Annotated in this window: 24 protein-coding genes; 12 read left to right on the forward strand and 12 right to left on the reverse strand. The window is 66.7% G+C overall.

Annotation, left to right across the window (positions count from 1 at the left end; translation table 11 throughout):
• The first annotated feature begins 102 nt into the window (after nucleotides 1-102).
• Nucleotides 103-1,278: an MFS transporter gene (locus tag NK1_RS08170; protein WP_063007947.1), complete on the forward strand. Its 1,176-nt coding sequence runs from the start codon at nucleotides 103-105 to the stop codon at nucleotides 1,276-1,278.
• Between the two features lie 194 nt (nucleotides 1,279-1,472).
• Here the strand turns inward: NK1_RS08170 and NK1_RS08175 are convergent, their stop codons facing one another.
• The 8 genes from NK1_RS08175 to NK1_RS08210 all read right to left on the reverse strand — a co-directional run bounded on the left by NK1_RS08175 (nucleotide 1,473) and on the right by NK1_RS08210 (nucleotide 9,076).
• The gene (locus NK1_RS08175) at nucleotides 1,473-1,697 is read right to left on the reverse strand and encodes a Uma2 family endonuclease (protein ID WP_157104139.1); all 225 of its coding nucleotides are present in this window, start codon (nucleotides 1,695-1,697) and stop codon (nucleotides 1,473-1,475) included.
• A 148-nt stretch (nucleotides 1,698-1,845) separates the two neighbouring features.
• Complete coding sequence (locus NK1_RS08180; RefSeq protein ID WP_063007949.1) at nucleotides 1,846-2,853, reverse strand: 3-isopropylmalate dehydrogenase; 1,008 nt, start codon at nucleotides 2,851-2,853, stop codon at nucleotides 1,846-1,848.
• A gap of 403 nt (nucleotides 2,854-3,256) precedes the next feature.
• A complete protein-coding gene (gene serA, locus NK1_RS08185) occupies nucleotides 3,257-4,855 on the reverse strand; it encodes a phosphoglycerate dehydrogenase (RefSeq protein ID WP_063007950.1) in 1,599 nt (532 codons plus the stop codon).
• Nucleotides 4,856-5,090: 235 nt separating this feature from the next.
• Nucleotides 5,091-5,294: a cold-shock protein gene (locus tag NK1_RS08190; RefSeq protein ID WP_030512990.1), complete on the reverse strand. Its 204-nt coding sequence runs from the start codon at nucleotides 5,292-5,294 to the stop codon at nucleotides 5,091-5,093.
• Between the two features lie 545 nt (nucleotides 5,295-5,839).
• Complete coding sequence (locus tag NK1_RS08195; RefSeq protein ID WP_063007951.1) at nucleotides 5,840-6,076, reverse strand: cold shock domain-containing protein; 237 nt, start codon at nucleotides 6,074-6,076, stop codon at nucleotides 5,840-5,842.
• A gap of 96 nt (nucleotides 6,077-6,172) precedes the next feature.
• Nucleotides 6,173-6,991 carry an ATP-binding cassette domain-containing protein gene (locus tag NK1_RS08200; RefSeq protein ID WP_063007952.1) on the reverse strand — a complete coding sequence of 273 codons (819 nt, stop codon included), beginning with the start codon at nucleotides 6,989-6,991 and terminating at the stop codon, nucleotides 6,173-6,175.
• Nucleotides 6,988-8,031 carry an ABC transporter permease gene (locus tag NK1_RS08205; RefSeq protein ID WP_063007953.1) on the reverse strand — a complete coding sequence of 348 codons (1,044 nt, stop codon included), beginning with the start codon at nucleotides 8,029-8,031 and terminating at the stop codon, nucleotides 6,988-6,990. The genes NK1_RS08200 and NK1_RS08205 overlap by 4 nt, the downstream gene beginning before the upstream one ends.
• Before the next feature lie 13 nt (nucleotides 8,032-8,044).
• The gene (locus NK1_RS08210; RefSeq protein WP_084460692.1) at nucleotides 8,045-9,076 is read right to left on the reverse strand and encodes a sugar ABC transporter substrate-binding protein; all 1,032 of its coding nucleotides are present in this window, start codon (nucleotides 9,074-9,076) and stop codon (nucleotides 8,045-8,047) included.
• A gap of 148 nt (nucleotides 9,077-9,224) precedes the next feature.
• Here NK1_RS08210 and NK1_RS08215 point away from each other — a divergent pair, with 148 nt between their 5' ends.
• From NK1_RS08215 to NK1_RS08240, 6 genes are all read left to right on the forward strand, one after another.
• Entirely contained in the window at nucleotides 9,225-9,716 is a 492-nt protein-coding gene (locus NK1_RS08215; protein WP_063007955.1) for a MarR family winged helix-turn-helix transcriptional regulator, read from the forward strand.
• Nucleotides 9,717-9,809: 93 nt separating this feature from the next.
• On the forward strand, nucleotides 9,810-10,469 hold the full coding sequence (locus NK1_RS35330) for a carboxymuconolactone decarboxylase family protein (protein ID WP_084460693.1): 660 nt from the start codon (nucleotides 9,810-9,812) through the stop codon (nucleotides 10,467-10,469).
• Between the two features lie 177 nt (nucleotides 10,470-10,646).
• Complete coding sequence (locus NK1_RS35335; RefSeq protein WP_218023090.1) at nucleotides 10,647-10,973, forward strand: dihydrofolate reductase family protein; 327 nt, start codon at nucleotides 10,647-10,649, stop codon at nucleotides 10,971-10,973.
• 55 nt (nucleotides 10,974-11,028) lie between these two features.
• Nucleotides 11,029-11,445: a PPOX class F420-dependent oxidoreductase gene (locus NK1_RS08230; RefSeq protein ID WP_063007956.1), complete on the forward strand. Its 417-nt coding sequence runs from the start codon at nucleotides 11,029-11,031 to the stop codon at nucleotides 11,443-11,445.
• Nucleotides 11,446-11,536: 91 nt separating this feature from the next.
• Nucleotides 11,537-11,812 carry a hypothetical protein gene (locus tag NK1_RS08235; RefSeq protein WP_157104140.1) on the forward strand — a complete coding sequence of 92 codons (276 nt, stop codon included), beginning with the start codon at nucleotides 11,537-11,539 and terminating at the stop codon, nucleotides 11,810-11,812.
• Nucleotides 11,813-11,950: 138 nt separating this feature from the next.
• Nucleotides 11,951-12,289, forward strand: a complete 339-nt coding sequence (locus NK1_RS08240) for a hypothetical protein (RefSeq protein ID WP_157104141.1) — start codon at nucleotides 11,951-11,953, stop codon at nucleotides 12,287-12,289.
• A 50-nt stretch (nucleotides 12,290-12,339) separates the two neighbouring features.
• Here the strand turns inward: NK1_RS08240 and NK1_RS08245 are convergent, their stop codons facing one another.
• Nucleotides 12,340-13,089, reverse strand: coding sequence for a TetR/AcrR family transcriptional regulator (locus NK1_RS08245; protein WP_063905940.1), 750 nt, complete (start codon nucleotides 13,087-13,089; stop codon nucleotides 12,340-12,342).
• 103 nt (nucleotides 13,090-13,192) lie between these two features.
• Between NK1_RS08245 and NK1_RS08250 the strand changes: the two genes are divergently transcribed.
• A complete protein-coding gene (locus NK1_RS08250) occupies nucleotides 13,193-13,873 on the forward strand; it encodes a hypothetical protein (RefSeq protein ID WP_218023081.1) in 681 nt (226 codons plus the stop codon).
• A gap of 30 nt (nucleotides 13,874-13,903) precedes the next feature.
• Here NK1_RS08250 and NK1_RS08255 read toward each other — a convergent pair whose 3' ends face one another.
• Nucleotides 13,904-14,803 (reverse strand): LysR family transcriptional regulator ArgP, encoded by a 900-nt coding sequence (locus NK1_RS08255; RefSeq protein ID WP_063007959.1) that lies wholly within the window; start codon nucleotides 14,801-14,803, stop codon nucleotides 13,904-13,906.
• A 69-nt stretch (nucleotides 14,804-14,872) separates the two neighbouring features.
• On the opposite strand from NK1_RS08255, the gene NK1_RS08260 reads away from it, so the two are divergent.
• Both NK1_RS08260 and NK1_RS08265 read left to right on the forward strand, forming a co-directional pair.
• Nucleotides 14,873-15,496, forward strand: a complete 624-nt coding sequence (locus tag NK1_RS08260) for a LysE/ArgO family amino acid transporter (protein ID WP_063007960.1) — start codon at nucleotides 14,873-14,875, stop codon at nucleotides 15,494-15,496.
• A 146-nt stretch (nucleotides 15,497-15,642) separates the two neighbouring features.
• Nucleotides 15,643-17,160: an HNH endonuclease signature motif containing protein gene (locus NK1_RS08265; protein ID WP_063007961.1), complete on the forward strand. Its 1,518-nt coding sequence runs from the start codon at nucleotides 15,643-15,645 to the stop codon at nucleotides 17,158-17,160.
• A 383-nt stretch (nucleotides 17,161-17,543) separates the two neighbouring features.
• On the opposite strand, the gene NK1_RS08275 is transcribed toward NK1_RS08265, so the two are convergent.
• Complete coding sequence (locus tag NK1_RS08275) at nucleotides 17,544-17,753, reverse strand: hypothetical protein (RefSeq protein WP_157104142.1); 210 nt, start codon at nucleotides 17,751-17,753, stop codon at nucleotides 17,544-17,546.
• A 429-nt stretch (nucleotides 17,754-18,182) separates the two neighbouring features.
• On the opposite strand from NK1_RS08275, the gene NK1_RS08280 reads away from it, so the two are divergent.
• The gene (locus NK1_RS08280) at nucleotides 18,183-19,343 is read left to right on the forward strand and encodes a helix-turn-helix domain-containing protein (protein WP_063905935.1); all 1,161 of its coding nucleotides are present in this window, start codon (nucleotides 18,183-18,185) and stop codon (nucleotides 19,341-19,343) included.
• Here the strand turns inward: NK1_RS08280 and NK1_RS08285 are convergent.
• Nucleotides 19,340-19,978 (reverse strand): HAD family hydrolase, encoded by a 639-nt coding sequence (locus NK1_RS08285; RefSeq protein ID WP_063007964.1) that lies wholly within the window; start codon nucleotides 19,976-19,978, stop codon nucleotides 19,340-19,342. The two genes, NK1_RS08280 and NK1_RS08285, sit on opposite strands and share 4 nt — an antisense overlap.
• A gap of 315 nt (nucleotides 19,979-20,293) precedes the next feature.
• Here NK1_RS08285 and NK1_RS08290 point away from each other — a divergent pair, with 315 nt between their 5' ends.
• Complete coding sequence (locus tag NK1_RS08290) at nucleotides 20,294-21,352, forward strand: DNA cytosine methyltransferase (RefSeq protein ID WP_063007965.1); 1,059 nt, start codon at nucleotides 20,294-20,296, stop codon at nucleotides 21,350-21,352.

Genomic DNA, 21,352 nt, shown 5'->3' on the forward strand with positions numbered 1-21,352 from the left:
ACGAATTTCGAGTTGCCTACCGGGCACATCCTGGGTGTACGGTGAGAGCCGGTTCACAGAGTAAGATGCCGATCCCAAAATATGAGATTCGAGGTGAGGGTGATGACCACCGTGACAGATGTGCGCGCGACCCGGCGGTGGACCATGCTCGCCCTCGGAGTCTTCGCCCAGAGCTCGAGCGCGGTCATCGTGCACGGCACCCCGTTTCTGCTGCCGGCGCTGACCGATCGCGGAATGCCCTTGGCCACAGCGGGTCTGCTGGTCGCGATGCCGACGGTCGGCCTGGTGTGCACGCTGATCGCCTGGGGGTACATCGTCGACCGAGTCGGCGAGCGCTCGGTTCTGGTCGCCGGTCCGGTCGTGATGTGTGTGGCTGGTGTGGCTGCTGCGACGTTGACCAATTACGGCGCGCTGGGTGTGCTGCTGTTTCTGGCCGGTATGGGCGCCGCCAGCACCAACGGCGCGAGCGGGCGGGTGATCGTCGGCTGGTTCCCGGTCGATCAGCGCGGACTGGCGATGGGGATCCGGCAGACCGCACAGCCGCTGGGTGTCGCGATCGCGGCGATGTCGATACCGGCTGTCGCTGCCGCACACGGGTTTTCCACGGCGATTCTGGTTCCGGCGGCGATGGCGGGCGTCGCGGCGATCGGCTGTCTGATCGGAATCGTCGACCCACCCCGCCCGGCGAGCAACGGCGAGCATCCCGACAACCCGTATCGGGGCGATTCCACACTGTGGCGCATCCACGCGGTGTCGGTGCTGCTGGTGATTCCGCAGGCCACTCTGTGGACGTTCGCGCTGCTGTGGCTGCATCGCGACGCCGGTTTGTCGCTGCCGGTGGCCGGGGCGATCGTCACCGCGACCCAGATCCTGGGCGCCGCCGGGCGCATCGGCGCCGGTGTCTGGTCCGACCGCGTCGGCAGCCGCCTGCGTCCGTTGCACACCGTGGCGATCGCGGCCGTGGTCTCGATGGCGGCCCTGGCCGGCGCGGCCTGGTTGCACTGGTGGTGGGCGGCGATCCCGATCCTGTTCGCCGCGTCGGTGATCACCGTGGCGGACAACGGCCTGGCGTTCACCGCCGTCGCCGAGATCGCCGGTCCGTACTGGAGCGGCCGCGGCCTGGGCATTCAGAACACCGGCCAGAACCTGGCATCCGCCGCTGTAGCACCGATTTTCGGCGCCCTCATCACCGCCGCCGGTTTCCCGGCCACCTATCTGGTCGCCGCGATCATCGCCGCGGCCGCCGTCCCCATGGTGCCGATCGCCCGCAACCGCTGACCCCCGGGTTCCCCACGGCCGCACCCCTTTTCGTCACAGTACGGAGCGAGCCCGTGGGGAAACCCAACGCCGCCAACGTTTTTCGAGGTTGTACCTACAACCCGAGAGGCACTGGACACTGCTTGCGGCGAAGCCGGAACGCCGAGGTCGAGCCGTTCCTGATCGACGCCCGCCCTCTGATGCGGGCTGCAGGATCAAATCTCGATCAGCGCGGCTGGGTCGAACTCGATGCGAAAAACCTTGCCCGCCTCGATATCCGCACTGAACCGGCTTCCCTCGGGGACTGCCGGCTCCCATCGGTAGCCGTCATCGCCGAGCGCGGAGCGATGAATTCGAATATGCGGCTGATGCTCGATGATCCAATATTGCGGAATCCCGAGAGCCGCGTATGCGCGGACCTTGCGCTGGACCGACGTCATGTCCGGCCACGCCGCGGCACGGAGGAATCCGCACCCTTCCTGTCCGTCGCTTCCCAGCATCCGGCCGGTCGCAACGTGGTGGAGCCGCACCCACGACAATCCCCCTGTCGCGCAATCCATTGCGCGGCAGGGGGATCGGCTGCAGAACTCAGATGGATGCCGCGATGCGGTCGCCGATTTCGACCGTGGACGCGGTGCCGGTGCGGGCGGCGAGGTCCTTGGCTACCGCGGCTTCGATGCGGGCGGCTTCCTCGGAGCGGCCGAGGTGGTTCAGCAGCAGCGAAACCGACAGGATGGCGGCGGTCGGGTCGGCCTTGGACTGGCCGGCGATATCGGGGGCGCTGCCGTGGACCGGTTCGAACATGCTCGGGTTGGTGCCGGAGGCGTCGATGTTGCCCGAGGCGGCCAGGCCGATGCCACCGGACACCGCCGCGGCGAGGTCGGTGATGATGTCGCCGAACAGGTTGTCGGTGACGATCACGTCGAAGCGGCCCGGATCGTTGACCATGTGGATGGTCGCGGCGTCGATGTGCTGGTAGGCGACCTCGACCTCGGGGTATTCCGCGCCGACCTCGGTGACGGTGCGCTGCCACAGCGCACCGGCGAAGCTCAGCACATTGGTCTTGTGGACCAGCGTGAGGTGCTTGCGGCGCTGCTGGGCCTTGTCGAAGGCGTAGCGCACCACGCGCTCGATGCCGAATCGGGTGTTGGTGGAGACCTCGGTGGCCACCTCGTGCGGGGTGTTCACGCGGATCGCGCCACCGGTACCGGTGTAGGGGCCCTCGGTGCCCTCGCGCACGACGACGAAGTCGATTTCCGGGTCACCGGACAGCGGGCTGGTGACGCCCGGGTACAGCTTCGACGGACGCAGGTTCACGTGATGGTCGAGCGCGAAGCGGGTGTGCAGCAGCAGACCGCGTTCGAGCAGGCCGCTGGGGACCGACGGATCGCCGATCGCGCCCAGCAGGATGGCGTCGTGCTGCTTCAGCTCCGGCAGCACCGACTCCGGCAGCACCTCACCGGTCGCGTGGTAGCGCTTGGCGCCCAGGTCGTACTCGGTCTTCTCGACCCCGGGCACGACCACGTCGAGTACCTTGAGCGCCTCGGCGATGACCTCGGGCCCGATACCGTCACCGGCGATGACAGCCAGCTTCATATGACAACGCTCCGTTCGTTCCTGCTCGCGGCTCGCAACACGTATGCGGCCGAATCAGCCAAGGGCGGTCGATCGGCGGCGTAACGCCCGGCCGGATCGCCGACACCGCCACACTATCGGTCCCCTCGATCACCCCGATAACCAGGGCAAGCCGCTCCCAATGAGTGAGATCGGACGGCACGGGCTCCCGCGAATCACGGTGCAGGCCGACCGCGACCACCACCCGAAGTCGGCGCGCGTCCTCGCGAAGCCACTCCCGCACTGAGGGTCGCACAGCTACACAGCGCGACAAGGCCCAACACGGTCGAAACGCACAATGCGCGCGAATCCTGCTCCGCACCATAGCGGTTGGATTCGCGCGCACTGTCACGTACTGCGGCCGAGCCGATGTCGGCCCGACGACTCAGCTCAGGTCGACCTGGGCCACCTTCGCGGCGCCGACGGCCTCGGCGATCGCGGACTGCACATCGGCCGGGACGGACTCGTTGACGCGCAGGATGACGGTCGCGCCTTCCTTGTCGATGTCCTGGCTCAGCTGCGCGGCCTGGATGTCGATGGACGCCTCGCCCAGCTTGGTGCCGATCTTGCCCAGGGCGCCGGGGCGGTCGTCGTAGTTGAGGATCGCCAGGTTGAGACCCTCGGCACGCATGTCGTAGTTGCGGCCGTTGATGTTGACGATCTTCTCGACCTGAGCGGGCTCGGTCAGAGCGCCGGCGACGTTCAGGGTGCGGCCGTCGCCGAAGACGGCGCGCAGGTCGACCAGGCTGCGGTGGGTCGGGCTCTCGCTGTGGGTGGTGACGGAGGCCTCGAGACCCCGCTCGGCGGCCAGCGACGGGGCGTTGACGAAGGTGACCGCGTCCTCGATGTGCGCGGAGAACACTCCACGCAGCGCCGAGAGTTCCAGCACCGCAACCTCTTCCGAGGACAGCTCGCCGCGCACCTGGATCTCGAGCGAGACCGGCAGCTCGTCGGCGAGGGCGCCCAGCAGCACACCCTGCTTGCGGACGATGTCCAGCCAGGGCGCGACGATCTCGCTGACCGCGCCACCGGCGACGTTCACCGCACCGGGCACGAACTCGCCGGCGAGGGCGAGCTGCACCGACTTGGCGACATCGGTGCCGGCGCGGTCCTGCGCCTCGGCGGTGGAGGCGCCCAGGTGCGGGGTGACGACGACCTGCGGCAGCTCGAACAGCGGGCTGTCGGTGGACGGCTCGGTCTCGAATACGTCGATACCGGCGGCGCGCACGTGGCCGGAGGTGATGGCATCGGCCAGGGCCTGCTCGTCGATCAGACCGCCGCGGGCGGCGTTGACGATGATGACGCCCTTCTTGGTCTTGGCCAGGGTCTCCTTGTTCAGCATGCCCTTGGTCTCAGGAGTCTTGGGCAGGTGGATGGAGATGAAGTCGGCGCGTTCGAGCACCTCGTCCAGGCTCAGCAGCTCGATGCCCAGCTGGGCGGCGCGGGCCGGGGAGGTGTAAGGGTCGTAGGCGATGACCTTGGTCTCGAAGGCGGCGAGGCGCTGCGCGAACAGCTGGCCGATGCGGCCCAGGCCGATGACGCCGACGGTCTTGCCGAAGATCTCGACGCCGTTGAACTTGCTGCGCTGCCAGGTGTGCTCGCGCAGGGTGGCGTCGGCGGCCGGGATCTGGCGGGCTGCCGAGAGCAGCAGGGTGACGGCGTGCTCGGCGGCGGTGTGGATGTTGGAGGTCGGCGCGTTGACGACCATGACACCGCGCTCGGTGGCCGCGGGCACGTCGACGTTGTCGAGGCCGACGCCGGCGCGGGCGACGATCTTGAGGTTCTTGCCGGCCTCGAGCACCTCGGCGTCGACGGTGGTGGCCGAACGGACCAGCAGCGCGTCGGCCTCGGGCACGGCGGCCAGCAGCTCGGGTCGATTGGGGCCGTCGACCCAGCGAACCTCGACACCGTCACCGAGCGCATCGACGGTCGACTGGGCGAGCTTGTCGGCGATCAGAACAACAGGACGGCCATTTTGGCTCACTGTGGGGCACTCCTGGGGAAAGAGGTCGGCATTTACCGCGGACCAGCTTAATGGTCGCGCTTCGGCGCCGGTGTACCGCCCGGTAGGCAGGCGCCCTCAGACCGCGGCCGAGCGTCGGTAACCCCGCACCCGGCCCCGGATACGAAAGAACCCCGCACCTCGAAAGATGCGGGGCTCCACTGTAAGTCGCGGACAGTTCACGCTACGTAAAGTGGCGCGCAGTCAGCGGACTCGATCAGAGAACGCTGACGTTCTGAGCCTGCGGGCCCTTCTGGCCCTGCCCGATCTCGAACTCCACGCGCTGCCCCTCGTCGAGGGACCGGAATCCACTACCGCTCACAGCCGAGTAGTGCACGAACACATCGGGACCACCGTCGTCCTGAGCGATGAACCCGAAGCCCTTCTCGCTGTTGAACCACTTCACTACGCCTTGCGCCATTTCATACCTTCTGTAGACGAGCCGAGCCGACCAACTTCACGGTCGGCCCGTTCTCGATGTTCAAGCCTGCCATGGACCGCGCCCTCGCGCCACCACAGCGGTCCTCCCGCGGGCTGGAAACCGCGCACGAGCCGAAAATCCTGCTTTTCGAGCGGTGCCGCCGTGATTGTCCCGTGATAGCTCGGGCCACGCCGCTCGTCGCGCCGCCACGGACGCTCGGAATCATGCGAGCGGACCGTTCGACCATAGAAATGGGTCGACCCCGGACACCACGGTCCGGGGTCGACCCGAGGTCGCGTCGAGCGACCGAAATCAGTGATCAGCCACCGAAAGAGCCGGTCCACAGGGTGTTGACCAGGCCGTGGAAGGCCGCACCCAGGGTGTCGAACAGGCCGTTCACAGCAGCACTACCGGTGTCGATGATAACGGGGATCATAAATACCTCTTCGTTGTTTCAATTCAGTCGTACAAACTGACGATCAACATATCGAGGGCCTTTGAAGGTGCGTTAACCCGATTTCCGGAAAAGTGATCTGCCCGACAGGTCACAGTTCATGTGGGTCGGGCCACAGTCGGCGCATCTGCTCGATTCGGACGCCCTTGGCTTCCGGGCCCGCCTTGGTATGGCGTACGTCGAACTCGACCCGCTGGCCCTGGACCAATCGCCGGAAACCGTCGCCGTGAACCTCGGTGTATTCGACGAAAACGTCGTCTCCGCCACCATCCGGGATTATGAAACCGAAGCCTTTCTCACTGTCGAACCACTTCACCGTGCCGTTCAACTACGCTTCTCACTCACTTCTCGACGTCGGGGCAGGCAGAGGGTAACCGGAGCACCACCATCAGTCCAGCGCCGGCGGCCGTCCGTGCGACAGCGTTCACCCGGGCGGCGGGCGACGTAATTCATGTTGCAGCGCTTCCAGTTCCGCGCCGCCGGCCATCTGCCGGGTGAGCTCGGGAAGATCGATCTGCGACTTGTCGTAGCCGCCGAGTGCGCGGCCCCGCCGCAGCAGCAGGAATCGGTCGCCGACGGGGTAGGCGTGATGCGGATTGTGCGTGATCAACACGACTCCGAGGCCACGATCCCGGGCCTGCGCGACGTAACGCAGCACCACGCCGGACTGTTTGACACCGAGCGCGGCGGTCGGTTCGTCGAGAATGAGGACCTTCGCGCCGTAGTGGACCGCGCGGGCGATCGCGACACATTGGCGCTGCCCACCCGACAGTGTGCCGACGGGCTGTTCCAGATCGCTAATCTCGATTCCCATGTCCGACAACGCCGTCCGCGCGATGTCACGCGCGGTCGCACGGTCCAGCAGGCGCAAGGGGCCGGCGCCCCTGGTCGGTTCCGAGCCGAGCACGAAATTGCGCCACACACTCATCAGCGGTACGACCGCCAGATCCTGGTAGACGGTGGCGATACCGCGGTCCAATGCCTCGCGTGGCGAGGAGAACCGGGTCGGTTCACCGTCGATGCGCAGTTCACCGGCGTCGTGGCGGTGAACTCCGGCGAGGATCTTGATCAGCGTCGACTTCCCGGCGCCGTTGTCGCCGAGCACGCAGGTGACCTCCCCCGCCCGGACGACCATCGAGATGTCGGCGAGGGCGACGACGCCGCCGTAGCTCTTTCCGATGCCGACCGTCTCGATCAGCGGCGCGGAGGCCGGCTGTTCGATGTCGCTGTGTCGAGTGGTCATCGGCGCAACCTTTCCGCGCGCTTGGCGAAGGCGTTGTTGACCAGTACCGCGGCGAGCAACAGCACACCGAGGAACAGCATGAACCAGTCGCTGTCCCAGCGCGCGAACACGATCCCCTGCCTGGCCATGCCGAAGATCAGCGCGCCGATGGCAGCACCCAGCACCGATCCGAATCCGCCGGTGAGCAGGCAACCGCCGACGACCGCGGCGATGATGTACTGGAATTCCAGCCCCACGCCCTGATTCGCCTGCACGCTCGCGAACCGCAGCAGATTGCAGGAGCCGACGATCCAGCCGGCGAAGGCGGTGCCCATGAACAGCAGGATCTTGGTCCGTGCCGCCGGTACGCCGACGGCACGAGCGCTGGGCAGCGAACCGCCGACCGCGTAGATCCAGTTGCCGAAGCGGGTGCGCACCAGCACGAGCGTCGCCACCGCGGTGACCGCGATCCACCACAGCACCGAGGCCTGGATGCGGGCGTCACCGAGATTCGTCGTCGCCGCGAAAACCCAACCGGCCGAGGCGTATCCAGGCGCCGACCGGAGACCCGACACCTGCACGGTCCCCGTCACCAGCCGTGTGACGCCGAGGTTGAGACCTTGCAGAGCCAGGAATGTGCCCAGCGTGACGATGAAGCTGGGCAGGCCCGTCCGCATCACCAGCCAGCCGTTCAGCGCGCCGACCGAGAGGGCGAACAGCAGCGAGACGCCCAGCGCGAACCACACGTTCCATCCGGCGTGCACCGCGAGCATGGCGGTCACCAACGCCGTCGACGCGGTCATCACCCCCGCGGACAGGTCGAATTCGCCGCCGATCATCAGCAGTGCCACCGCGACGGCCATGATGCCGAGTGTCGAGGCGTCGTCGAGCCAGGTGGCCACCCCGAGTGGGCTGATGAACTGGTCGGTGATCACGGCGAAGAAGACGAAAACCACCAGCGCGCCCAGACCGGCGCCGATCTCGGGCCGGACGATCAGCCGGTTGAGCAGTGACGGCCCGATCGGCGCGGCGGGTTCGGAAACCGTTGCGGTCTCGGTCATGACAGCTCCCTGCTCAGCGCGTGCCCTGCGCCACCAGGGCGGCGATGGCGTCGACGTTGTTCTTGTCCACGAAGGCCGGCCCGGTCTGCACCGGCATCCCGCCACCGACCGTATTGAGATTGCGCCGATACAGCCGCAGCATCACCACCGGTAGATATCCCTGTTCGTACTGCTGCTGGTCGACCGCGAACAGCAGGGTGCCGGCCCGAATCGCCTCCACCACATCGGGATTGAGGTCGAAGGTGGCGACGGCGGCGCGAGAGTGGGATTCGCGAACCCCGTCGACCGCGCGGGCGGCGATCTGCGAATTGAGGGTCAGCACGGCGTCGATCGAGCGATCGGCCTGCAGGGCTCCCTTGATCCGCGACTGCGCATCGGCCGGGTTGTTGATGTCGACCTGCAGCGTGGTGGCGTTGCCGCCGAATCCGCCGATCGCGCCGGCGCAGCGGTCGTTGGCGCCGATATTGCCCGCCTCGTGAATGACGCAAAGCATCCTGGTCTTGCCGGCATCGCGCAGGCGCTTGCCGGCGGCCGTCCCGGCCTGACGCTCACTCTGCCCGACGTGCCCGATCGCGCCGGCGGCCGCGCTGTCGGCTTCGCCGGAATTGATCGTGACGACCGGGATCCCCGCCGCGACGGCGTGCTCGATGGACGGGCGCAGCGCCTGCGGATTGGCCATCGACACCACGAGTCCGTCCACATGCTGCGCGACCGCGTTGTCCACCAGCTTGGCCTGCTCCCCCGGGTCGCCCGAGGAGTTGTAGTCGACCCGGATTCCCAGATCCTTCCCGGCCGCCTCGGCACCGTTCTTCACCACATTCCAGAACGCGTCGCCCGGGCTGCCGTGTGTGACCACGGCGACCGAGTTCAGCGGAGCGGTCGAAATCGTTGCGGGAGCGTGTGATTCGGTGACATCGGCGCCGGGGCCACTGCACGCCGCAAGCATCGCGGTGAGAGCCAGCCACGGCGCGAGCCGATGCACGAGACCGCGACGACGGCGCGGCGCGCGAGGTTGGTCGGGAATCCGGTGTGGCCGTGTGGTCATCGCGCCTCCGGGCATTCGACAGAACAAGGGGCTCGTTTTCCGAGCGCTCCAGGTGTATTGAACACCACCGGACCGGCCGCGACCGGTGACACGCGCCCACCGGCGGCGTCGGTGTATCGGTCTCCGCCGCTGGACTACTCTCGTCAACATGGTTGTCGGAAAGCGCGGGAGGGCCCCGATCGACAGCCCCGGATTCGAGCTGCCGTTACTGCTGTTCGCGGGGTTTCGCTCGCTCATCGACGAATTGCACGCCGAACTGGCGCAGCAGGGGCACCCCGACATGCGTCCGGCCCACGGATTCGCGATGCAGGCGATCGGCGTGCAGGGTGCGACGGCCAGCGATATCGGCCGCAAGCTGGGCGTATCCAAACAGGCGGCGGGTAAGACGGTCGAGCGGCTGACCGCGCTGGGCTATGCCGAACGCGTCGAGGATCCCGAGGACGCCCGACGCAAGATCGTCTGCCTGACCCCGCGCGGGATCGACGCACTCCGGCAGTCGGCCGAGATTTTCGAGCGGCTGCGACGCCGCTGGGTGAAAGAGCTCGGCGCCCAGCGCGTGCGGGATATGGAAAGCGCGTTGCGCACGATGGTTCCGCCGGAATCGTTCCGGCTCGATGTCGCGGGGTGGTTCGGGGGCTGACCGGCGTCACCCGACCGGTCCGAGGCTTGCCCTATTCGACAACCAGGTTTACTGTTTAGACAACTTGGTTGTCTACCTCGAACGGATCGCACCATGCATTTCCCCACTCACACCCTCGACTCCGCACCCGCCGAGGCCCGTCGCACGATGACCGCGAGCGCCGCACACCTCGGCTACCTCCCGGCCGCGGTGGCGAAGATGGCGACCTCACCCCGACTGCTCGACGGCTTCATGAAACTCAACGCCCTGTTCGAAGGCGGCACACTCGACGAACTGTCGCGCGAAGTACTGGTCATGACGATGGCCACGCGCAACGAATGCCATCTGTGCGTCGCCATGCACACTGCGAGGCTGACCTCGATCGGCGCCGACCCGGAATTGATCGCCGCGCTGCGCGACCAGCGCCCCCTCCCCGACCCCCGCTTGGCCGCACTTCAGGAGTTCACCCTCACCGTGGTCGACACCGCCGGCAACGTCCCCGACGAGCGTGCGAGCGACTTCCTGTCCCACGGATACACCCCCGAACAAGCCCTCGAGGTGGTGCTGGGTATCGGCACCTACACGCTGTCCACGCTGGGCAACCGACTCACCGCGGCCCCGTTGGATCCCACCCTGACCGCATTCGCCTGGTCGGCGGGCCAGCACACGGCGGGTACGTCGCGGGTCCCGGCCAAAGTCCCGATCATCCGCTCGGCGTCGGCGGTGAGCGCCTGCACGAATGGGTTTTCGCCACCCGACTCGGCCGGCGGATGATCGGCCGGGAGGGCGGCAGCACCGGAATCGACGACGAACACCTCGCCGCCGGTGCGGCGAATATCGGCGCGACCATCATGGGCCGCAACATGTTCGGGCCCGTGCGCGGGGAATGGCCCCGACCAGTCCTGGACCGGCTGGTGGGGATCCAACCCGCCCTACCACCACCCGGTCTTCGTGCTCACCCATCACCCGCGCCCGGCGCTCGAGATGGAGGGCGGCACCACCTTCCACTTCGTCGACGACACGTCCGAAAACGTTCTCGAACAAGCCTTCTCCGCCGCCGAAGGCAAGGACGTCCGCCTCGGCGGCGGAGCCACGACCGTCCGCAGCTTCCTCCGCGCCGGCCTCGTCGACGACCTCCACTTGGCCCTCGTCCCTACCCTCCTCGGCACGGGCGAGCGCCTCTACGACGACCTCGGCGACCTCCCCGAGTACGCCGTCTCCCCCGCCAGGCCGGGCGACGACGTCACCCACATTCATCTCACGAAAGTGGCCGACTGACCGGACGGCGCGGCACCCTTGACCTCAACCGCACTCGAGCTCTTAGCGTAGCGGCATGACTTTCACCGCGGCCGAACACGCGTATCTGACTTCCCAATCGCTGGGCCGGCTGGCCACTGTGACGGCGGACGGGCGGCCCCAGTTGGTGCCGGTCGGGTTCCGGGTGAACGAGGACGGCACGATCGATATCGGCGGGCCGAGCCCGAGCGCCCAGCGGTACCGCAATGTGCGAGGTAATCCGAATGTGAGCCTGGTTGTGGACGATATGACGCCGGACGATCCGGCCGAGGTGAAGCCCGGCTGGGGGCGCGGGGTCGAAATCCGCGGCGTCGGCGAGATTCTCGATGTCGATGCGCCTCCGGTGGCGCCGGACTGGTTCGCGCACACCGTCATTCGCATCCATCCGCGGCGGATCCGCAGCTGGCACATCGATCCGGCGAATCCGGACGGCGAGGCGCGGGATGTGAGCTGAGCCTCTTCTCAGCCCTGGGCGTATCGCGGCCGTGACGTCCGCGCCGAAATCGGCGAGGGTTGCGGGACAGGCGAGTTGAAAGGGGCTGGTCGTGTTCGCGACTGCCGCATCCGTCCGGGTACGCCGAATCCTGGCGAGGACGGCGATAGCGGGACTGATCCTGATCGGGATGGTCACCGCGACCGCCGGGCAGAGTTCGGCGCAGGTGCCGGCGAGCGAGCCGAGCTCGGTCGGCTGGTACTACCCGGGAATCACACCGTTCGATCCGATGCCGATGGAGCTCTGGTACGGCTGGAATCCGTGGTATCGGCCGTACTACTCCTGGTATAGGCCGGTTTACCCGCCGGGGTGGTTCGGCAGCAGCTGAATCGCAGGACTCGGGGGCAACCCCGAGTTCCCGTCATCCCCGCGGCCGATTCGGCCCTGAATCTCGTGCCACCACCCGTGACGCGGTGTCCGATTTAGGAGAGACTGCGTTCGGTGTAACTGATTGGAAGGATTCACCGTGATTGCCAGAACCGAACATCGCACCAAGCGCACGGCGGCGCGCCTCGCCGTCGCCGGCGCCATCGTCACGGCGCCACTTGCCGCGCTTGCCATTCCGGCCCAGGCCGACGTGGTAGGCGCCCCGGCGGCCACCGACATCGCACACCCGGGTCACGGGCACGGCCCGTTCGGCGGCCTCGGCGACTGGGACCGGCCCGACCACCGAGGCGACTGGGACCGTCGTGGCGACTGGGACCGTCACCGCCACGGCAACGACTGCAACCCGTGGGACCGGCACGGCAACGGCTGGAACGGTTTCCGCCAGGTCGTTCCTCCGGGCTGGTTCGGCAGCAGCTGATCCGACGCTGTTCGCGGCCCGGCGCCTCCACGGCGCCGGGCCGCTTGTCATTACCGGCCGCTTCCGGCAATCGTCGCCGCCACGCCGTCGAGGATCAGGTCGAGGCCGAAGGCGAAGTCCGAGTCCGGCTCTGCCTCGGCGGGTCCGATGGCGTCGAACAGTCCCGAGGCCAGCAATGCGGCCATATCCGGCAGCCGCTCTCGATCCACCAGCGCACGCAGCTGACGGCTGTAGTCGTGCAGGGCACTGGCAGGGTCGAGATCGGCTGCCGCCATGGCGTGTTCGAGTTGGCGGGCGGTGACGAACGCCTCGCGGACGTATCCGCTGACCACCATGATGGCCCCGACCTTCGCCGGCCAGTCCAGGGGGGTTTCCCGCACTGCGCGCAGCCCCGCGTCCATCCAGGCCACGGTGTTCGGTCCATTCGGCGGCCCGGTGATCGGCAGCTGGGTCAGCCAGGGGCGGGCTCGATGCACATCGAGTTGTGCGAGTGCCCAGGCGCGCAGCATCGAACGCCATGAGCCGCTGGGCAATTCGGGCGGGGCACCCATTCCGGCATCGGCCATCAGTACGAGTAGTTCGTCCTTCGATCCGATGTGGCGGTAGAGCGACATCGGTGTAACCCGCAGAGCAGCAGCGATTTTCGGCAGTGTGGCGGCGGCGAGACCGTCCCGGTCGGCCAGCTCCACCGCCGTCGCGACCACCCGATCGACATCGAGTGCGGCCGGACGGCCCAGTTTGGCGTCCACCGGCAGCCGCCAGAGCCGGGCCAGATGGTCGGGCACCTCCCGATCGGTCATCAGCACGCATCCCGTCGTCGACAATTCTTCCTTCGGGAGTTTAGTATGGTCGATATAGTATAAGGCATATATTTACTATCGCCGCCGATCGGAAGGACGATCCGTGCACACCGAAACCCTCCGCCGCACCGCGGGTATCGCCGCGGTCTGTGGCGCCGCGCTCATGCTCGTCGAACTGCCGCTCTACTTCGTCTACGAGGGCCCGCCCCCGGACTGGAACATCCTGACGCGCGGCCTGATCGGTCTCGTCGGGCTGATCGGGGCGGTGGTGTTCATGTCGGCCTTCGGGCACCTGGTGAAGGCCGCCGACCGACGCTACGAATGGCTCGGTTCACTGGCCTCGACCGCCGGTTTGATGTGGGTGACAGTCGCTTTCGTCTCCATGGGCCTCGAGATCGGCGCCACGATCCAGGCGCCGGAGCCGATCGATCCCACTGTCACCGTGTCCGGCACCTATGTGCTGTACGGAACGGTCACCCGGCTCCTGACCGCCCTGTTCATGACCACGGCCGCTGTCACGATCCTGCGCACACGGATTCTGCCCGCGTGGGCGGGGCGTTCGGCCGCGGCCCTGGCGGTGGTGAACGTCGCGTTCGCACCGTCGATGTTCTTCGGGAACACTCCGGCGAACTTCTACGCGGCGAACGGATGGGGCACTACCGCAACGGTTTCCGGGTTCACGATCATCTGGTTGCTCGCGGCGGGAACCGCGCTGCTCACCTCCGCATCGCCGCGAGCGGTTCCCGGCAGTTCCCGGGCGGTGGCACCACAGTTGATCGACTGACGAAACCAGCGGCACATCAGAGACACTTTTTCACTGCCGGAGATAGTCGGCCGCCGCAACACCGATCGTCTGCGCGACGAGCGCGAGGGCCGGTACATCCAACTTCCACTGTTGCCAGTAGAGCGGCACATCGACCCACTGCCCCGGCGCGAAATTCCGCAACGCGCCCGTCCGCAGCAATGGGTCGGCGTGCGTTTCGGGCACGAGCCCCCACCCGAGCCCGGCGACGATGGTGTCGCGGAACCCTTCCGAGGTGGGTACGTAATGGCGGAGCCGGCTCGCCACCGCCCTGCCGGAGGTGACGGTGCGGACGTAGCGATCCTGCAATTCGTCCCGGCGATCGAAAACGATGACCGGAGCGTCGGGAAGCGACTGCTCCAGAGGTCCGGCCTCGAAATGACGCTCGACGAATTCCGGACTCGCCACCGGCAGGTACCGCGCCAGGCCCAGCAACCGTGCGGTACATCCGGTCACCGGCTCGGCCAGCGATGTCACCGCCGCCATCACCGTGCCCTCCCGGAGCAGCGTGGCGGTGTGGGATTCGTCCTCGCGATGCAGATCGAAACAGACCGGCGGATCCTGCGGCACCCGCGACAGCGCGGGCAGAAACCAGGTCGCCAGCGAATCGGCGTTGACCGCGATGGACAGCGTGGTGGACTCGGGATCTCCGGCGATCCCCAGCTCTCGTTGCGCCGCCTCCTGCAATGCGGCAAGTTGACGCGCGAAACGCACGACCGCCTGGCCGGATTCGGTGGGCCGGACGGGTTTCGTGCGCATCAGCAGAACGCGGCCGGTGCGTTGTTCGAGTGCCTTGATGCGCTGACTCACCGCCGAGGGCGTCAGATGCATCACGGCCGCGGCGGCGTCGAATGTGCCTTCGTCGACGACCGCGAGCAGCGTGCGGACCTGATCGACCGGAAGCTCGGACATCACGGTCGCTAATGATAGTTAAGAAACTTTAGCTGTACTGATCATGTCAGGACCCATACCGTCGGCGGCGTGAACAGCGGTATCTTCTCGGCAGCCCTGGCCGGATTCGGTGCCGGCTTATCCCTGATCGTCGCCATCGGCGCGCAGAACGCCTTCGTCCTGCGCCAAGGCGCACGCGGGCAAGCCGTTGCCGCGGTGGTCGCCATCTGCATCGCCAGCGACGCCATTCTGATCATGTGCGGGGTCGGCGGTCTCGGCGCACTGGTCGGCGCCTATCCCGCCGCCCTGACCGTCGTCGGACTCGCCGGCGGCTGCTTCCTGATCGCCTGCGGCGCCGTCGCAGCCCGCCGCGCACTGCGCCCCGCGACTGCTGCCCTCGCGACCACCGGCGATTCCACCGCGTCCATCCGCACCGCGATCCTGGTCTGCCTGGCGATGACCTGGCTCAACCCGCACGTCTACCTCGACACCGTGCTGCTGCTCGGCTCGGTCGCCGCCGGACACGGATCGCTGCGCTGGGCCTTCGGCGTCGGCGCGATGGCGGCCAGCGGAGTGTGGTTCGCCGGGCTGGGATACGGGGCTCGGCTGCTCGCGCCGGTCCTGTCGCTGCCCGCGGCGTGGCGAGTGCTCGACGTCTTCGTCGCGGCGACGATGTTCGTCCTGGGGGTGGTGTTGTTGACGCAGATTGCCTGAGTGTCGGCTCCGCAGCGCGGTGCGCCGTGTGCGCCAGTGAAACTCGCTGCAACACAGGACTTTTCGGTCACTTGTTCAGAATGGACTTCGAAATCCACACAGGCCGAGGGGGTGCACACCTCCGCCCTTCTTGGTAGAATTCGAACATGCATTCGAACACGGGGGACGTCGACGAGCAGGTCGCGAGACCGCTGCTCGCCGCGGTTTCCGATCTGTTCGAACGATCGCTGATGCCGCTGTCGGATGAACAACTGATCCAGGCGATGCGAGATGTGGAGAGCTGCGCGCGCCGGCTGACAGCGCTGCAGCATCGCCTGCTGATCGAAGCCGAGGAGCGATCCCTGCCGTCACGGACCGGCGCGAAGACGGTGAAGCGGTTCCTGATGGAGACGCTGCGGGTATCGAGCGCGGACGCGGGCAGCCGCGTGAACTCGGCCCGCTGGGTAGGAACCTTCCACGATCTCGACGGCGAACTGCGAGACCCGCAATTGCCCTGCACCGCAGCCGCTTTGACACACGGCGACATCTCCGCCGATCATGTGCGCGGGATCGCGCAGGTCATGAACCGCGTACCCCGAGGCGTATCCGACCCGGATCGCGAAGCCGCGGAACATCTGCTGGCCGAATTCGCACGATCCGGCTCGCCGGACGACATCGGCAAGGTCGGCGACCGAATCCTGGCCTACCTTGACCCCGACGGCCGCCTCACCACCGACCTGGACCGCGCCCGAATGCGAGGCATCGTCGTAGGCCGGCAACGCCCGGACGGCATGTCCCCCATACGCGGCGACATCGATCCCGTGCTGCGCGCCCTCCTGGATCCACTGCTGGCCAAGTATGCCCGCCCCGGTGTCTGCAACCCGGAGGACCCGAACAGCCCCGCCGTCGATATCGACACCGCCGACCCTGCGGCGCTGGCCGAGGCAGCGCGAGCCGATCACCGCACTGCCGCCCAGCGCAACCACGACGCCCTCGCAGCGGTCCTGCGCTCCGGCTTGGTTGCCGAAGACCTCGGCCGCCACCGCGGCATGCCCGTGACCACCGTGCTGACGATGAAACTCGAAGACCTGGAGAAGGATTCGGGCGCCGCGACCACCGCCACCGGCGGCGTCGTCCCGATCCGCGAAGCACTGCGACTGGCCGAACGATCCCGCCCGTACCTGGCGATCTTCGACCACGCCGGACTCCCCCTGCATCTGGGCCGCATGAAACGACTCGCCTCCCGCACCCAGCGCCTTGCACTGATCGCCGCCCTGCGCGGCTGCTCCCGCCCCGGATGCGACGCCCCCGCCGGCCTCTGCGCCGCCCACCACATCCGCGACTACGCCAAGGGCGGCCCCACCGACATCACCAACCTCGTCCTGGCCTGCGACGCCTGCCACTCGTTGATCCACGACGGCCCCGGCGGCTGGAAAACCATTGCACAGGACGAGCTTTCCCCGTTCCCGGGCCGCACCGCATGGATCGCCCCCGAACACATCGACCCCAGCCGAACGCCCCGCATCAACCATCGCCACCACCCCGACGAACTCCTGGCCGCGATACTCACGCGCATCCACCTGCGCGACGAACGCGCACGGGAGCAACGCCGCCAACGCGAACGCGAACAGCACCAGCGTTGGTTGCAATCGCGCTCGCGACCACCCGACACCAGCGCGGCCTGACACCCGACCACCGGCCGGGCAATCCGCCGTGCGCGAAGCAAGGCGCTGACGCTCACAGCCGCCGCGATCGGTCCGGCCGCACTCGCCCAGCAGCCACCAGAGTCCTCATCGCCACCGCCTTCGCGGCGCACAAGGCAGGATCACATTCCACGTGCAGTTGCATATCCTCGTGCGCCTCCACCACCGTCGGCACCGGCGACCGAGCGGCGTGCGTCAACGAGAACCACAGGATGTCAGGGCGCACAACGACTTTCACCGCGAGACGGGTGGCTTCGCCGAACCTCCGATCGCCCCCGACATCCGGCCAAGCACAGGAAACCCCGGCAGCCACCAACGCCGCCACACCGACAACCGTCACAACCGAAGCGATCAACCCCGACATCTCAATCGCCCACCTCGGGCTGCGAATCACGCTGAGCCGAGGCCGGCGCCGAAGAGATCGTCGGCCGCACCCGTGCATAGGTAACCTCCGGTTCAACCGCCTCCACATCGCATGCCGCGCAGACAATTCGAAGCCGCACCCCGAGATGCTCCACACTCGGAACCACGACCGCCGCAACGTTGTACCCACCGATCCGATCGAGCAGCCGCATGATCGGATCATCGATATCCCCCGCGGTCCGAAACACCACCCGCACCAACGAGTACCCCAACTTCACCGCATGCCCGAGCACCCGCTGCTCATTCGCCGGCCACCCCGGCAACGTCCGATCGATATAACCGAGCGCCCGAGGCGGCCCCTTCGGCAGTTCAGCTGCCGCAACATAAGCGGTAGGAAGCGTCATACCGGCCTCCCGGCAATCACGATGAGATACATTCGGCTCCTTCGGTTTTCGTTGGTAAGCACCCGCCGCCGAGGATCACCGCCGGTTGTGGATGGCGTCACAGATCTCCGGACATCGACCCGGCGGCGGGGCCGATTCGAGCTTCACGGAGCAACGCCAGAAACCGAAGGCACGGAACCGCTACGGCGCCGCTACGCTGCAAGTACGGACCGTCGAGCCAAAGCGAGGGGGATCGCAATGAGCGTGACGAAGTGGACCGGACGGGAGGTACGCGCGCTGCGTACCGAGGCGCTGCGTATAACTCAGCGCGAATTCGCCGAGCGGCTGGGATTCAGTGAGGCCGTCGTCCGGAAGTGGGAAAGCCGCGGAGAGACAATCACTCTCGTCCGGCAGTTCGCAGACGCCATGGACACCAGCTATCGGCGTCTCGATGCCAACCAAGTCGCACGCTTCCACGAAGCGCTGCAACCACATTCGACCGTTGTCGGAACGACAGACACTGCGGCAACAGCGGTACAAATCCGCCTTCCTGATCTACGGAAGGCGCTCGACACTCACGACGCCCCGCCCGATGGACCGATCCGTTCGCTCGATCTGCTGCACGCGGCTGTGGCGTCGGCTGTCCGCGACCGCCTCGATTCGAACTATCTCCGCCTAGCCATCGAGCTCCCGTCCCTGCTGGACGAGCTGCACCGAGCCCGCCTCTCCCCAGAACTACTCCGAAACTATGTGAATAATCTTCTCATCCAGGCTTATCGAGCGGCCGACGCGATCGCGGACAAGTATGGATTCGCTGATCTGTCCGCCCGCATCATCGGCATGATGGAGACCACCGCGCGGGACAGCGACGACCCACTACTCGCTGCGACGACCGCCTACGTCCGCACCGAACTGTTCTTCAACAACATGGACCTCGCGACCGGCCGGAAGCTACTCGAACGGGCAGCAGATCGAATCGACCCGTCCCAATCGTTCCGCGCCGCCGCAACCTACGGCTCACTACACATGCGCGCCGCTGTCGTCGCCGGCTGCGAGTTCCGCGCAGACACGGCTCACGACCACATCGCGGAAGCAACCCGCGCTGCGCGAATGGTCCCGGAATCGACCTATCTGGGCACAGCGTTCGGCCGCTCGTCCGTCCGTATTCACCAGGTCTCCTTGGGCGTGGAACTCGGGGACATCGGTGGAGCGCTCACAGCCGCTCAGAACTGGACGCCGCCCGACGACATCCCCGCCGAGCGTCGCTCGCACTTCCACATCGACCTAGCACGGGCGCGCATCCAAGCTGGAGATCGGGACGGCGCCATGCAGTCCATCCACACAGCCCGCTCCATCGCACCCCAACACACCAACTGGCATCCCCGCGTGAAGGAAATGCTTGCGCGCCTGAGTGTTTAGCTGATCGCTTCCACCAACTCGGTGAGGGAGCCGACAACCCAGTCGGCCTCCCCCGCCGCGATGACATCATCCGCCCACAGATATCCCCATGGCCCGCGCCGTATCAGGGCACACCGCATGCCGGCCCGACGTGCCGGGATCAGGTCGTTGTCCCGATGATCACCGACGTACAGGATCTCGTCCCGGCAGCCGGGCGCGAACTCGGCAACGCGGTCGAAGAAACTCGAGTCAGGCTTAGCGACTCCCCACTCCCCTGACGTGGCGATCTCGTCGCACGGAAGATTCAGCGAGCGCAGCAGCTGCGCCGCTCGAGCAGTCTGATTGCCGGCGATACCGACCCAAATCCCACGCTTCTGCAAGGCAGACAACGCAGATCGCACGTCCGGATACAGATCGCCTTCCTCGATATCCTCTCCACGGCCCGCGGCCTCACGCAGCCAGCGTTCATGTTCGAGATCGAACCCCGGCCGAAAGTACTGGAACGTCTCGGCGTTGTTCCGCCCAGCTGCAGTCACCGCTCCCAGCACCGCAGAGAAGGTGTGCCGGGGGACCTCAATCCAGTCAGCCCACCGACCGAACTCGCGAGTGTCGTCGAGGAGGGTCTCACCTACGTCGAAGACAACTGAGCGAATCACCTCAACTCCCGGAGTTCCGGTCTTGTTCTCGGGCCCAACGCAGCCAACGACTCATGTCAGACGACATTATCGGATGTTGCCACCACTGCAGGAGCGCTCGAGGCCGCAGTAGTTTCGTGCGCACCCCCGACTAGGCCATAACGGATCTTCCACGGCATCGCCGGAGTGGAGGCCCCAGAGACCTCGGACGCCGCGTCGATCGTTGTGCAGACGACTAGAGCGGTAGGATGAGCGCACCAAACATCTAGAACCCCAACAGTTTACGAGATAATGTCGACTTGGTTTGTCTCATGAAGTCCTTCCCAGGAGGAGATTGTGCAGTCGCCTGCCCCGACACAAACAACCACGTCTGCAGGCGCCGTCACACCATTGACTTTCGTTGATGTATGCGCCGGTGCGGGGGGACTCGCATCGGGTCTCGAAAGAGCCGGGTTCTCGCCAACCCTACTTCTCGATAACCTGCCCGTGGCATGCGAGTCGCTCCGGTTGAATCGGCCCACCTGGGACGTATGGCAGATGGACCTTCTCCACTTCGATCCGTCCGAGCACGAGCAGACCTATGACGTCGACCTGCTCTCGGCCGGACTGCCACGCGTCCAGGCGGCAGCAACTGTCGGCCGCAGCCGTGGCTCTCACCATGAATTGGAACTACTCAAGGCGACCGTTTGGCTGGTACACGGTATCCAGCCGAAATCGATTGTCATCGAGAATGTTTCAGAGATGGTCACCGCTCCCCAGTATGAGCCGATCCGAAATTTCATCGGCGAAGAGCTTCAACATCTGGGCTATGGCTTGCGTTGGATAGTGCTGAATGCCGCCGATTTCGGCGTTCCCCAAGACCGGAAGCAAGGGGTTCTCCTTGCCGTCAAAGGCGTTCCCGTCGAGCGGATCAAAGTTCCCGCGCCAACGACCTCGCTGCGCCGTGTCTCGGTGGGCGAAGCTCTACGGGACTCGATGTCGGCCGGCGGCTGGCTTGGAGCCGATGAATGGGCGGACCAGGCGACTGCTATCGCACCCACCGTTGTTGGCGGGTCGATGAATCGGGGTGGCGCAGACCTCGGGCCGAGCGGCACCAAGAAGGCTTGGGAGCGTATGGGCGTCTACGCAGGCAGTCTCGCGAACGAGGTACCGACACCGGACTTTCGATGGGTCCCGTCCCAGGGACGGACAGGTATGCTTCAGCTCACAGTTGAACAGACCGCAATTCTGCAGGGCTTCTCCCCTACCAGCTGGCAGTTCGCGGGCAAAAAGACCGCCCGATATCGGCAGATCGGACACGCCACCCCACCGCCGGTCGGTCGCGCGCTCGGTCAAGCGATCAGAGCCACGCTGGAGTCGAACCGATCTTTGTCCTCGCCCGCACATCGCCGATAG

Source organism: Nocardia kruczakiae NBRC 101016 (assembly GCF_001612965.1).
Classification (GTDB): domain Bacteria; phylum Actinomycetota; class Actinomycetes; order Mycobacteriales; family Mycobacteriaceae; genus Nocardia; species Nocardia kruczakiae.